The sequence below is a fragment of the Aquibium sp. A9E412 genome, assembly GCF_030398335.1.
In the GTDB taxonomy this organism is placed as follows: Bacteria; Pseudomonadota; Alphaproteobacteria; order Rhizobiales; family Rhizobiaceae; genus A9E412.
The window spans coordinates 16,320-28,782 of the sequence record NZ_JAOAOP010000050.1; the positions used below are offsets into that span (position 1 = coordinate 16,320).

The 12,463-nt window shown below is 71.7% G+C and carries 13 protein-coding genes and 1 pseudogene; 8 read left to right on the forward strand and 6 right to left on the reverse strand.

Annotation, left to right across the window (positions count from 1 at the left end):
- Window positions 1-204 precede the first annotated feature (204 nt).
- Together N1F89_RS15565 and N1F89_RS15570 are read left to right on the forward strand one after the other, a co-directional pair.
- On the forward strand, window positions 205-1,302 hold the full coding sequence (locus N1F89_RS15565; protein ID WP_290085142.1) for a D-alanyl-D-alanine carboxypeptidase family protein: 1,098 nt from the start codon (window positions 205-207) through the stop codon (window positions 1,300-1,302).
- A 10-nt stretch (window positions 1,303-1,312) separates the two neighbouring features.
- Window positions 1,313-2,368 carry a GTP-binding protein gene (locus tag N1F89_RS15570; RefSeq protein ID WP_290085143.1) on the forward strand — a complete coding sequence of 352 codons (1,056 nt, stop codon included), beginning with the start codon at window positions 1,313-1,315 and terminating at the stop codon, window positions 2,366-2,368.
- Window positions 2,369-2,497: 129 nt separating this feature from the next.
- Here the strand turns inward: N1F89_RS15570 and N1F89_RS15575 are convergent, their stop codons facing one another.
- The 5 genes from N1F89_RS15575 to N1F89_RS15595 form a co-directional block, all read right to left on the reverse strand.
- Window positions 2,498-2,755: a sulfurtransferase TusA family protein gene (locus N1F89_RS15575; RefSeq protein WP_290085145.1), complete on the reverse strand. Its 258-nt coding sequence runs from the start codon at window positions 2,753-2,755 to the stop codon at window positions 2,498-2,500.
- 6 nt (window positions 2,756-2,761) lie between these two features.
- A complete protein-coding gene (locus N1F89_RS15580) occupies window positions 2,762-3,958 on the reverse strand; it encodes a murein L,D-transpeptidase family protein (protein ID WP_290085147.1) in 1,197 nt (398 codons plus the stop codon).
- 200 nt (window positions 3,959-4,158) lie between these two features.
- Window positions 4,159-5,109, reverse strand: a complete 951-nt coding sequence (locus N1F89_RS15585) for an acetyl-CoA carboxylase carboxyltransferase subunit alpha (protein ID WP_290085149.1) — start codon at window positions 5,107-5,109, stop codon at window positions 4,159-4,161.
- Window positions 5,110-5,174: 65 nt separating this feature from the next.
- Window positions 5,175-6,101, reverse strand: coding sequence for a site-specific tyrosine recombinase XerD (locus N1F89_RS15590; RefSeq protein WP_290085151.1), 927 nt, complete (start codon window positions 6,099-6,101; stop codon window positions 5,175-5,177).
- Window positions 6,102-6,104: 3 nt separating this feature from the next.
- The gene (locus N1F89_RS15595) at window positions 6,105-6,254 is read right to left on the reverse strand and encodes a histidine kinase (RefSeq protein WP_290085152.1); all 150 of its coding nucleotides are present in this window, start codon (window positions 6,252-6,254) and stop codon (window positions 6,105-6,107) included.
- A 151-nt stretch (window positions 6,255-6,405) separates the two neighbouring features.
- Here N1F89_RS15595 and N1F89_RS15600 point away from each other — a divergent pair, with 151 nt between their 5' ends.
- From N1F89_RS15600 to N1F89_RS15610, 3 genes are read left to right on the forward strand one after another with little or no spacing between them, the layout of a single operon-like run.
- A complete protein-coding gene (locus N1F89_RS15600) occupies window positions 6,406-7,005 on the forward strand; it encodes a shikimate kinase (RefSeq protein ID WP_290085154.1) in 600 nt (199 codons plus the stop codon).
- A complete protein-coding gene (aroB, locus tag N1F89_RS15605) occupies window positions 7,002-8,129 on the forward strand; it encodes a 3-dehydroquinate synthase (protein WP_290085156.1) in 1,128 nt (375 codons plus the stop codon). Before N1F89_RS15600 ends, aroB begins: the two co-directional genes overlap by 4 nt.
- Entirely contained in the window at window positions 8,126-9,397 is a 1,272-nt protein-coding gene (locus N1F89_RS15610; protein ID WP_290085158.1) for an HlyC/CorC family transporter, read from the forward strand. Before aroB ends, N1F89_RS15610 begins: the two co-directional genes overlap by 4 nt.
- Before the next feature lie 56 nt (window positions 9,398-9,453).
- Here N1F89_RS15610 and N1F89_RS15615 read toward each other — a convergent pair whose 3' ends face one another.
- The gene (locus N1F89_RS15615) at window positions 9,454-9,756 is read right to left on the reverse strand and encodes a BolA family protein (RefSeq protein WP_290085159.1); all 303 of its coding nucleotides are present in this window, start codon (window positions 9,754-9,756) and stop codon (window positions 9,454-9,456) included.
- A 146-nt stretch (window positions 9,757-9,902) separates the two neighbouring features.
- On the opposite strand from N1F89_RS15615, the gene N1F89_RS15620 reads away from it, so the two are divergent.
- The 3 genes and pseudogenes from N1F89_RS15620 to N1F89_RS15630 all read left to right on the forward strand — a co-directional run.
- Window positions 9,903-10,523 (forward strand): J domain-containing protein, encoded by a 621-nt coding sequence (locus N1F89_RS15620; protein ID WP_290085161.1) that lies wholly within the window; start codon window positions 9,903-9,905, stop codon window positions 10,521-10,523.
- Between the two features lie 75 nt (window positions 10,524-10,598).
- Window positions 10,599-11,585 carry a cobaltochelatase subunit CobS gene (cobS, locus tag N1F89_RS15625; protein ID WP_290085162.1) on the forward strand — a complete coding sequence of 329 codons (987 nt, stop codon included), beginning with the start codon at window positions 10,599-10,601 and terminating at the stop codon, window positions 11,583-11,585.
- An 8-nt stretch (window positions 11,586-11,593) separates the two neighbouring features.
- Window positions 11,594-12,463, forward strand: a pseudogene (locus N1F89_RS15630) (cobaltochelatase subunit CobT); the annotation flags it as partial.

Below are 12,463 nucleotides of genomic sequence, written 5' to 3' on the forward strand. Positions count from 1 at the left end.
CATCTCCGGTGGTTCGCGCGGGACCCGCTGGCACAATCGTGATCGCTGCGCCTTTGCCTTGTTCGCGTCACATAGGCTAGATAGCAGGCGAGACTGCAGTCGGCGGGGTCGACGGCGCCGGTCGGGGCCGGCCCGTCGCATGGCGGATTTCATAGTAGGAACCGCGCGGCTGTCCAGGCAAGAGGCGATTTCGACGGATTCGTGATGCGGCCCAAGCGCACGGCGACCACCCTTCCGGCCCTTATCCTGCTGCTCATGACGGTCCTGCCGGCATCGGCCGGCCCGTTCATCCTGTTCGAGGTCGACAGCGGCCGGGTGCTGTCGCACGAGGACGCCTTCAAGCGCTGGTATCCGGCCTCGCTCACCAAGCTGATGACGGCCTATGTCGCGTTCCGCTCGGTCGCGGCCGGCGAGATGCAGTTCAACTCGCCGGTGCGCGTGTCGAAGAACGCCGCCGGCGAGCCGCCGAGCAAGATGGGCTATCCGCCCGGCTCGGTGCTGCGGCTCGACAACGCGCTGCGCATCATCATGGTGAAGTCGGCCAACGACATCGCCACCTCGATCGCCGAGAGCGTCGCCGGCTCGGAATACGCCTTCGTCGCGCGCATGAACGCGGAGGCCAAGCGGCTCGGCATGAACGACACCCGCTTCGTCAACGCGCACGGCCTGCACGCCACCGAGCAGTACACCACCGCGCACGACATGGCGCGCCTGGTGCGCGCGATCCGCAGCGAGTTTCCGCAGCACGCCGGCTACTTCTCGATCGAGGCGATCGGCGCCGGCGACAGCGTCATGCGCAACTACAACATCCTGGTGGGTCGGTTTCCCGGCGCCGACGGCATGAAGACCGGCTTCGTCTGCGCGGCCGGCTTCAACCTGATCGCCACGGCCACGCGCGAGGGCCGCACGCTGGCCGCCGTCGTGCTCGGCGCCCATTCGCAGGTCGAGCGGGCGGAACGGGCGGCCGAGCTGCTGACGCGCGGCTTCCGCGCCACCACCTTCGGCGCGCCGCGGCTCGACGCGCTCAGGCCCGAGGGCGTGGCGCGCAACAAGCCGACCGACATGCGGCCGGTCGTCTGTTCGCAGGAGGCGCGCTCGGCGCGCTGGGAAGAGCGCGACGACGACGGCCGCCTGGTGCTGCGCTCCTCCTACATCCTGCCGATGAAGCGCGAGCCGCGCGCCATCCCCGTCGGCCTCGGCGGCGCCGACGGACCGGAATCGACCGCACCGCGCTATGCCGACGTGCCGGTTCCCACGCCGCGGCCCGACTACACCCCGCCGCAGCGCGCCGCCGGCGGCTGACCCCGAGACCGTGGCGCCGCCCGTCCCCGTCACGCTGCTCACCGGCTTTCTCGGCGCCGGCAAGACGACGCTGCTCAACCGGCTGCTGCGCGAGCCGGCGCTCGCCGACACGGCGGTCATCGTCAACGAGTTCGGCGACGTCGCGCTCGACCATCTGATGATCGAGAGCGCCTCGGACGAGGTGATCGAGCTGGCCGACGGCTGCCTGTGCTGCGCGGCGCGCGGCGCGCTGGTCGACACGCTGGTCGGGCTGGCCGAGCGGCATGCGGCCGGCCGGCCGGCCCGGCTCGGCCGCGTGGTCGTGGAGACCACCGGGCTGGCCGATCCGGTGCCCGTGCTGCAGGCGATGCTCGCCCATCCGCTGCTTGCCCGCGCCTTCCGCCCCGAGGCGGTGGTCACGGTCGTCGACGCGCGCGCCGGCGCGGCGACGCTCGAGGCGCACGGGGAGGCGGTGCGCCAGGTGGCGCTCGCCGACCGGCTGGTGCTGAGCAAGACCGACCTCGCCGAGGCCGGCGCCGGCGCGGCGCTCGCCGCGCGGCTTGGCCGCATCAATCCCGCCGCGGCGATCGTCGACGGAACCGCACTGCCGCCGGCCGCCGCGCTGCTCGCCGACGCGGCGGCCGACGCCGCCACGGCGCGGCGGGCGCGGCTCGATGCGCTGGCGGCTACGGAAGGCGGCCATGGCGAGGCCGGCCCTTCGCTCGCCGCGATCTCGCTGGTCGGCGAGCGGGCGATGCCGCGCGCGGCGCTGGAAGCGTTCCTGGAGCGGCTCTACGTTGCGCATGGCGACGCGCTGCTGCGCCTCAAGGGACTGGTGGAGATCGCCGAGGATCCGGACCGGCCGGTCGCCGTGCACGGCGTGCGCGCGGTGCTGTCGCCGCCGCGCCGCCTGGAGCGCTGGCCGGACGGCGGGCGCGGCGTGCGGCTGGTGGTGATCGGGCCGGCCCGGCTCGAGGCGCCGGTGCGGCGGCTGTTCTCCGCCTATGGCGGCGCGCCGGCGGTCGACGCGCCCGACCGCGCGGCGCTCGAGGACAACCCGCTGGCGATCCCCGGCTTCGGCGGCTAGCGCGTTTCCGGGGCGAAGCGGAAACCGGCTCGCCGTCCGCAAAAACGCGTCAAGACAACAGGTGAGAGCCGATCTGCGGTTCTGCGGGAGGCCGGCCGGCTCCGGGGGCCTACCGCGGGCCGCGCGACGTCAGCCGCGCTCGATCAGGAACCGGTGGCCGCCGGCCACGGTCTGGCTGTCGATCAGCCGGTGGCCACTGTCGTTGCAGAAGGCGGGAATGTCGATGCCGGCCAGCGGGTCGGTCGTCTCGAGCCACAGCCGGGCGCCCGGCGCCATGCCGGCCAGCCGCTTGCGCGCCCGCAGGACGGGCAGCGGGCAGCGCAGGCCCTTCAGGTCGTAGATCTCGGCCGGCGCGTCGCCGGCCGGCCGCTCGGCGCGTTCCGGCACGGCGGTCTAGTCGCCGAACAGGTTGCCGATCTGGCGCAGGCGCTTGCGCACGCCGAGCGGGCCGTCGGCGGGCGCGGCCGGCGCCTCGGCGGCCTGTGCCGGGGCTTCGGCCGGCGCGGCGGGCTCGACCGGTGCCGGCGTGGCGGCCGTCGCGCTCTGCGCGCGGGGCTCGGACCGGTTGTCGGCCGGCGGTGCGGCCGGCGTCGGCGCGTAGGCGGTGGCGGTCGCCGGCGTCGCGGCCGGCTCGAGCGAAGGCGGCAGGCGCGAGACGCGCTCGCCGGCGGCGCGCCGGCGGCTCCAGTCGGCGACCAGCTTGGCCTCCTTCAGGCCGGCGATCGACGGGCTGCGGGCGGACGCGGGCGCGCTCGTCAGCGCCGTGGAGAAGGCGGCGTCGAACTCGCTCTTGTAGGTCTGATAGGCGCTCAGCAGCGTGTCGGGCTGGGTGGCGGGCGGGCAGGCCAAGGTGGGCTCGAAGCTGTAGCCGTCCTGCGGCGCGCTGTTGAACACGTAGCGGCGGTCGCACACGTCGACCTTGGGCGGCACGCGGGTGATCTCGAAGTGGTCGTAGCCTTCCTTGAGCATCGTCCAGAACGGGTAGTTCGGGTCGTCGCGGTAGCGCGCCATGTTGGCCGGCGTCATGCGGAAGGGGAACGCCTGCACCTGGAAGGCGGTCTGGCCGCCGCGGAAGGCGTCGCGCGCAAAGGCGTAGATCTCCTCCACCTGCTCGTCCGTCATCGAGTAGCAGCCGGCCGACGAGCAGGCGCCGTGCACCATCAGGTGCGAGCCGGTGCGGCCGTTGGCCCGGTCGTAGCTGTTCGGATAGCCGATGTTGAAGGACAGGTGGTAGCTCGACTGCGGGTTCATCTGCGCCGGGCGCACCGTGTAGAAGCCTTCCGGCGCCTGGCGGTCGCCCTCGGCGAATTTCGGCCCCAGCTTGCCCGACCACTTGCAGATGTCGTAGCTGGTGACGAGGTCGTAGCGCCCGTTGTCCTTCTGCTTCCAGACCTCGAGCTCGGCCTCCTCCTTGAAGATGCGCACCATGATCGGCGAGCCGCGCGACATGCCCTTGGCCTTCATCTTGTTGACCAGGGCGGCGGGCAGCGGCTTTTCCGCCTTCGGCGCGATGTCCTCCAGCGAGGCGTTGCAGCCGGCCAGGGCCAGGGCGGCGAAAAGGACGGCGGCGCGTGCGAAGCGGCTCATCATGGCGATCCGGATCAGATTGTCCCGTTCAAGCTGGCGGCGGTGCGCAGCGGGGCTCCCTCTCCCCGAATGAAACCCGGTAACCTTGAAAAAGGGTTACTGCAAGCGCGCCGGTCCACCCCTCACGGTGCAGACCTGAAGCCAATTCGACGGCGATTTTGTGGCGGCGCGGCACAATTTCGCCCGATCCGCCGCCGGCCGGCTCACAGGCCGCGGCCGATCGCCAGGTATTTCTCGCGCCGGTGCTCGCGGTAGTCCATGTTGGCGCCGGCCATCTCCTGGAAGCCCGCGGCGATCTGCTCGCCGGTCGCGGCGATCACGTCGGCCGGCTTGCGGTGGGCGCCGCCGAGCGGCTCGGCGATGATGCCGTCGATGATGCCGAGCGCCTGCAGGTCCTGCGCGGTGATCTTCATGCTGGTGGCGGCATCCTTGGCGCGGGTCGAATCGTGCCACAGGATCGAGGCCGCGCCCTCCGGCGAGATCACCGAATAGATCGAATGCTCGAGCATGTAGACCTTGTTGGCCGTGGCGATGGCGATGGCGCCGCCGGAGCCGCCCTCGCCGATGACCACCGCCAGGTTGGGCACGGTCAGGCCGAGGCAGGCGGAGATCGAGCGGGCGATCGCCTCCGACTGGCCGCGCTCCTCCGCGCCGATGCCGGGATAGGCGCCGGCGGTGTCGATCAGGCTGATGACGGGAAGCTGGAACCGCTCGGCGAGCTGCATGACGCGCACCGCCTTGCGGTAGCCCTCCGGCCGCGCCATGCCGAAATTGTGCTTCAGGCGCGACTGCGTGTCGTTGCCCTTCTCCTGGCCGATCACCGCCACCGGCTCGCCGCGGAAGCGGGCGAAGCCGGCGACGATCGCGTCGTCGTCGCCGAAGGCGCGGTCGCCGGCCAGCGACGTGAACTCGGTGAACAGCTCGCGCACGTAGTCGAGACAGTGCGGCCGGTCGGGGTGGCGCGCCACTTGCGCCTTCTGCCACGGGGTGAGGGCCTTGTAGGCCTCGCGCAGCGCCTCGAGCGAGCGCTTCTCGAGCCGGGCGATCTCCTCGCCGACATCGACGGCCTCGCCGCTGTCCGACAGCTTCTTGAGTTCGAGGATCTTGCCGTCGAGATCGGCAACCGGCTTTTCGAAGTCGAGATAGTTGTACATTCGCCTGCCAGTGTCGCGGTGCGGGCGCGGCCGGCCCGTGCGGGCCTCACATAGCGACCGGCAGCCTAGTCGGCAAGCGGGTGGTGCCGCGCGACCAGCTCCACCAGGCGCTTCTCCAGCACATGGGTGTAGATCTGCGTGGTCGAGATGTCGGCGTGGCCGAGCAGTTGCTGCACCGCGCGCAGGTCGGCGCCGTTCTGCAGCAGATGGCTGGCGAAGGCGTGCCGCAGCACGTGCGGCGACACCGCCGCCGCCGGCAGGCCGGCGCGCGCGGCCAGGCCCTTGAGCTCGCGGGCGAAGACCTGGCGCGGCAGATGGCCGCTCTGCGAGCCGGCGGGAAACAGCCAGGCGGCGTCGGCCAGACGCGGGTCGCGCGCCCGCTCGGCGAGCCATGCGGCCATCGCCGCGCGCGCCGCCTCCGACAGCGGCACCATGCGCTCCCTGCCGCCCTTGCCGCGCACCTGGAAGAAGCGCTCGTCGCGCAGCGCGACGGCGACCGGAAGGGCGACCAGCTCCGACACGCGCAGGCCGGTGGCGTAGAGCACCTCGACCAGCGCGTGCAGCCGGCGCGCGGCGACCGCGGCGGCCGTGCCGGGCACCGCGTCGGCGGCCTCGGCCGCGGCCCGCCCGAGCAGCGCGTCGACGTCGCGCTCGTCGAGCGTGCGCGGCAGCGGCCGGCCGCGCCGCGGGCTGTCGAGCGTGCCGGTGGGGTCGTCGCCGCGCAGGCCCTCGGCGTAGAGGAAGCGGTAGAACTGGCGCAGCGTCGACAGCTTGCGCGCCTGCGTCGTGGCGGCGAAGCCCCTGGCCGCCATGCCGGCCAGATAGCCGCGAATGTCGCCGGCCGCGGCCGCGACGAGGCCCGGCCCGGCCCCGGCGAGGGCGCCGGCGGCGTCCTCCAGGTCGCGGCGGTAGGAGGCGAGCGTGTTGTCGCTGGCGCCGCGCTCGGCCGCCATCATCTCCAGGAAGGCCTCGATGGCGGCGCCGGCACCCATCGCTCAGCGGTCGGGGTTGAGCTTTTCGGGCGGGATGCGCACCGTCATCTCGCCGGTGTTGGGCTCGACGAAGGTGACCAGCGCGAACATGGCGCCATAGGCGAGGCCGACGAGAATGGCGATTACGGTCAGGAAGCGGATGAGGGTCGGCATCGTGTGGCTTCGGTCCCCCGCGTCTGGTTCTGCCCGCTTCCGTCTCCTCCGCCCACCTTATGAAATGGCGGCTGCGGCAATGCAAGCCCGCCGCCGGCCGCTTGACGCCACCGGGCTTTTCATGTCGAAAGCGCGGCGGAGAGAGCGCAAGATGATGACGGCCCTTCCTACCTCGGCCGAGCGCGACCGGCTCGTCGCCCGGCTCGGCCGCCGCACGATCGTGCTCGTCGGCCTGATGGGGGCGGGCAAGTCGGCGATCGGGCGCAAGATGGCGCAGGCGCTGGCGCTGCCCTTCGTCGACAGCGATCACGAGATCGAAACGGTGTCGCGCATGAGCATTCCGGACCTGTTCGAGCGCTATGGCGAGCGCGAGTTCCGCTCGCTCGAGCGTCGCGTCATCGCGCGGCTCCTGAAGGACGGGCCGCAGGTGCTGGCGTCCGGCGGCGGCGCCTTCGTCGACGAGCGCACCCGTCGCGCCGTCGCCCGGCACGGCGTGTCGCTGTGGCTGAAGGCCGATCTCGACACGCTGATGGAGCGCGTCGCCAAGCGGCAGAACCGGCCGCTGCTCAAGGCGCCGGACCCGCGCGCGGTGATGCGCGAGCTGATGGAGCGGCGCTACCCCGTCTACGGCGAGGCCGACATCACGGTGCCGACGCGCGACGAGCCCAAGGAGGTGATCGCGGCCGAGGCGCTGGCCGCGCTCGACGGCTACCTGGCGCGCGCCGGCGCCGAACCGGCGGCGCGGCCGTGAGCGTCGCGCAGGACGGCCCGACGCGCGTTCCGGTCGGTCTCGGCGCGCGCTCCTACGACATCCTGATCGGCGCCGGGCTCATCGCCGGGGCGGGGCGCACGATCGCCGCCCGGCTGCCGGGCGCGCGCGCGGCCGTCGTCACCGACCGCACCGTCGCGACGCATCATCTGGCGGCGCTGAGCGAGGCGCTGGCGGCCGCCGGCATCGCCGCACAGACCGTGACGGTCGAGCCCGGCGAGCGCTCCAAGAGCTTCGCGACGCTGGAGCGCGTGGTCGAAGCGCTGCTCGCCGCGCGGCTCGAGCGCGGCGACGCGGTGGTCGCGCTCGGCGGCGGCGTCGTCGGCGACCTGGCCGGCTTCGCCGCGGCGATCGTGCGGCGCGGCATGGCGCTCGTGCAGGTGCCCACCTCGCTGCTCGCCCAGGTCGATTCCTCCGTCGGCGGCAAGACCGGCATCAACACGCCGCACGGCAAGAACCTGGTCGGCGCCTTCCACCAGCCGCGCCTGGTGCTGGCCGACACGCAGGTGCTCGACACTTTGCCGCTGCGCGAGTTCCGCGCCGGCTATGCCGAGGTCGTGAAGTACGGCCTGATCGACAGGCCCGACTTCTTCGCCTGGCTGGAGGCCAACCGGGCGGCGGTGTTTGCCGGCGGCGCGGCGCGGGCGGAGGCGATCGCCCGGTCGTGCCGGGCCAAGGCGGAGATCGTCGCGCGCGACGAGCTGGAGACCGGCGACCGGGCGCTGCTCAATCTCGGCCACACCTTCGGCCACGCGCTGGAGGCGGCCTGCGGCTACGACGGCGCGCGGCTGGTGCACGGCGAGGGCGTGGCGATCGGCATGGCGCTGGCGCACCGCTTCTCCGCCCGCATGAATCTCGCCAGCCCCGACGACGCGGCGCGCGTCGAGCGCCATCTGGGCGCGGCCGGCCTGCCGACGCGCATCGCCGACATTCCCGGCGCGCTGCCTGACGCCGAGGGCCTGCTCGCCTATATTGCGCAGGACAAGAAGGTGGCGCGCGGCGCGCTCACCTTCATCCTGACGCGCGGCATCGGCAGCGCCTTCGTGGCACGCGACGTGCCGGCATCGGAGGTGCTCGCCTTTCTCCGGGAGAACCTTGCGCGATGACCATCGAGGTCTACCTCACCGGCGGCGCGATCCTGCTTCTGATCGTGCTGTCCTTCTTCTTCTCCGGCACCGAGACCGGCATCACCGCGGTCTCGCGCGCCCGGCTGCACACGCTGGAGGCGCAGGGCGAGGCGCGCGCCGGCCTGGTCGGCCGGCTGATCGAGCGGCGCGACCGCATGGTCGGCGCGCTGCTGATCGGCAACAACCTGGTCAACATCCTCGCCTCGGCGCTGGCCACCAGCCTGCTGCTGTCGCTGTTCGGCGAGGCCGGCGTCGTCTATGCCACCATCGCCATGACGGTGATGCTGGTGATCTTCGCCGAGATCCTGCCCAAGTCGCTGGCGCTGTCGCGGCCCGAGCGCTTCGCGCTGTTCGTCTCGCCCTTCGCGCGGCTGGTGTTCCTGCTGTTCGGCGGCCTGTCGAGCCTCGCCAACCTGATCGTGCGCGGCCTGCTGTCGCTGTTCCGCGTCGACTTCTCGCGCGAGGCGCCGCTGCTTTCGGCGCACGAGGAGCTGCGCGGCACGGTCGAGGTGCTGCACCGCGAGGGCGGCGTGGTCAAGCAGGACCGCGACCGCGTCGGCGGGCTGCTCGACCTGCACGAGCTCGAGGTCTCCGACGTGATGATCCATCGCACCAACATGCGCTCGGTCAACGCCGACGAGGCGCCCGAAGCGGTGGTGCGCGACATCCTGCGCAGCCCCTACACGCGCATTCCCATCTGGCGCGGCTCGACGGAGAACATCGTCGGCGTGGTGCACGCCAAGGATCTGCTGCGCGCGCTCAACGACGTGGCCAACGACTTCTCGCAGATCGACATCCTCAAGGTCGCGTCGAAGCCCTGGTTCGTGCCCGACACCACCTCGCTGCAGGACCAGCTCAACGCCTTCCTCAGGCGCAAGGCGCACATCGCCATCGTCGTCGACGAGTATGGCGAGGTGGAGGGCCTGGTCACGCTGGAGGACATCATCGAGGAGATCGTCGGCGAGATCGCCGACGAGCACGACGTCGAGATGCAGGGCGTGCGCCAGGAGGCGGACGGCTCGGTGGTCGTCGACGGCTCGGTGCCGATCCGCGACCTCAACCGGGCGCTCGACTGGTCGCTGCCGGACGAGGAGGCGACGACGATCGCCGGCCTCGTCATCCACGAGACGCAGACCATCCCCGACGAGAAGCAGGCCTTCACCTTCCACGGCAAGCGCTTCATCGTCATGAAGCGCGACAAGAACCGCATCACGCGGCTGCGGATCCGGCCGCTGGAAAGCGCCTGAGGCGCCGGCGCGGCGTCAGGGCAGCGCGCCCCGTGCGGGTGCGCGCGGCCAGGCGGCTACCAGCGCACCGCCTCGCCCGGCGCGGCCGGCTCGATGGCGAGCGCATGCACGCCGCCGGAAAGCTCGTCGGCGAGGGCGGCGTTGACGGCGCGGTGGCGCTCGACGCGGCTCATCGGCGCGAAGGCCGAGGCGACGATGCGGACGCGGAAATGGGTCTCGCCGCTGCCGTCGAACACCGCGTCGCGGCCGGCTTCGGCATGGTGGTGGCCGGCATGCAGGTGGCTTTCGTCGCGCACCTCGAGGCGCTCGGGCGCGAAGGCCGCCTGAAGCTTGCTTTCGATGGTCGCCTTCATGGACATGCCGCTCTCCCGACCCCATATGCGGCCGGAGCGCGCCTTGCCGGCCCCGGCGGGTCCGCAGTAGGGCGATCGGCGGCGAAAAGTCAATTCTTGTATCGCGGCCCGATGCCGACATAATCCCCCTGATTTGCCAGCGCGGAACCCGCATGAAATCGAACTCGAAATATTTCGAGAAGATCCGAATCCGGCCCGATCCCGACGCGGAACTGAAGGCGCGCGCGCCGCGTTGCCAGTGGGACGGCTGCGCCGAGGCGGGGCTCTACCGTGCGCCTGTCGGGCGCAAGAAGGAGGGCGAGTACTTCCGCTTCTGCATCGACCATGTGCGCCAGTACAACAAGGCCTACAACTACTTCTCCGGCATGGCCGACGCCGAGGTGGCGCGGCTGCAGAAGGAGGCGCTCACCGGGCACCGGCCGACCTGGCGCATCGGCGGCAACGACAACGGTCATGCCGCGGCGGCCGACTTCTCGCCGCTGCGCTCGGGTGCGGCCGGCTACTACAACCGGATCGGCGATCCGTTCGGTCTGTTCGGCGGCCAGGGCGAGCGGCCGGCGCCGCGCCGGCGGCGGCTCAAGCCGCTGGAGGCCAAGGCGCTGGAAACGCTGGGCCTGGGCGGCGAGGCGGCTGGCAGCGAGATCAAGGCGCGCTATAAAGAGCTGGTCAAGCGTCACCACCCCGATGCGAACGGCGGCGACAGAGGCTCCGAAGGCCGGTTCCGCGAGGTCATCCAGGCCTATCGCGTGCTCCGGCAGGCAGGTTTGTGTTAGGCCCGCGCATTGGATAAGACAGCCCCGCACCCGAAGGACGCCGCGCAGACCGACCCCCTGCGCGCTGGAGGCATGATGAACAAGATCGACCGCGACATGGCCAACCTGCCCGACACCACCGTGTCGGTGAAGGAGACGTTCGGTTTCGACTCCGAGATGGTGGTACCGGCCTATTCGGAGGCCGACGAGCATGTGCCGGATCTCGATCCGGACTACCGCTTCGACCGGCAGACCACGCTCGCCATCCTGTCGGGCTTCGCCTACAACCGCCGGGTCATGGTGTCGGGCTACCACGGCACCGGCAAGTCGACGCATATCGAGCAGGTCGCCGCCCGCCTCAAATGGCCGTGCGTGCGCATCAACCTCGACAGCCATGTCAGCCGCATCGACCTCGTCGGCAAGGACGCCATCGTCGTCAAGGAGGGCATGCAGGTCACCGAGTTCCGCGACGGCATCCTGCCGTGGGCCTATCAGCACAACGTGGCGCTGGTGTTCGACGAGTACGACGCCGGCCGGCCGGACGTCATGTTCGTCATCCAGCGGGTGCTGGAATCGTCGGGCCGGCTCACCCTGCTCGACCAGAGCCGCGTCATCCGGCCGCATCCCGCCTTCCGCCTGTTCGCCACGGCCAACACGATCGGCCTCGGCGACACGACGGGCCTCTACCACGGCACGCAGCAGATCAACCAGGCGCAGATGGACCGCTGGTCGATCGTCACCACGCTCAACTACCTGCCGCACGACGACGAGGTCGAGATCGTCGTCGCCAAGGCCAAGCACTACCGCAACGACAAGGGCCGCGAGATCGTCGGCAAGATGGTGCGCGTCGCCGACATGACGCGCTCGGCCTTCATGAACGGCGACCTGTCGACGGTGATGAGCCCGCGCACGGTCATCATGTGGGCCGAGAACGCCGAGATCTTCGGCAGCGTCGGCTTCGCCTTCCGCCTCACCTTCCTGAACAAGTGCGACGAGCTCGAGCGGGCGGTCGTCGCCGAGTTCTACCAGCGGGCGTTCGGCGAGGAGCTGCCGGAATCGGCGGCCAACGTCGTCCTGACCTGACGGCGGCGATGGCGGGACCGGGCGACAACACGCGCGGCCGGCCCAAGGGGGCCGGCGACGGCGACGCCTTCAAGCGGGCGCTGACGCTGTGCATGCGCGCGGTGGCCGGCGACCACGACCTCGAGGTCAGCTTCTCCAAGGACAAGCCGGCGCTGGTCGGCAACCGCGCGCGGCTGCCCGACCTGCCCAAGAAGCCGACGGCGCAGGACGTCGGGGTGACGCGCGGGCTCGGCGATTCCATGGCGCTGCGGCGCGCCTGCCACGACAGCCAGGTGCACACCCGGCTGGCGCCCGAGGGCAACCAGGCGCGGGCCGTCTACGACGCCGTCGAGCAGGCGCGCGTCGAGGCGATCGGCAGCCGCGCCATGCAGGGCGTGGCGGACAATCTCGACGCCATGCTCGAGGACAAGTACGCGCGCGCCAACCTGGCCGGCGTCGCCGACCGCGCCGATGCGCCGATCGAGGAGGCGATCGCGCTGATGGTGCGCGAGAAGCTGACCGGTCGCGCCGCGCCGAAGAGCGGCGAGCGGCTGGTCGACCTGTGGCGCTCCTGGGTCGAGGAGAAGGCCGGCGCCGACATCGACGGGCTGCTCGACAAGCTCGACGACCAGCAGGCCTTCGCGCGCGGCGTGCGCGACATGCTGGTGGCGATGGAGATGGCCGAGGAGCTCGGCGAGGACGAGCAGGCCGAGGACAGCGAGAGCGACGAGGAGCAGCCCGAGGGCGAGGACAGCTCCGAAGAGGGCGGCGAGCAGGAATCCGGCAGCGAGCAGGAGCGCGCCGACGACGCCGACAGCGCCAGCGAGGAGGAGGAGGCGGGCGAGACCGAGTCCGCCGACGCCTCGGCCGACGACGTCGACCAGGAGGACGACGTCGAG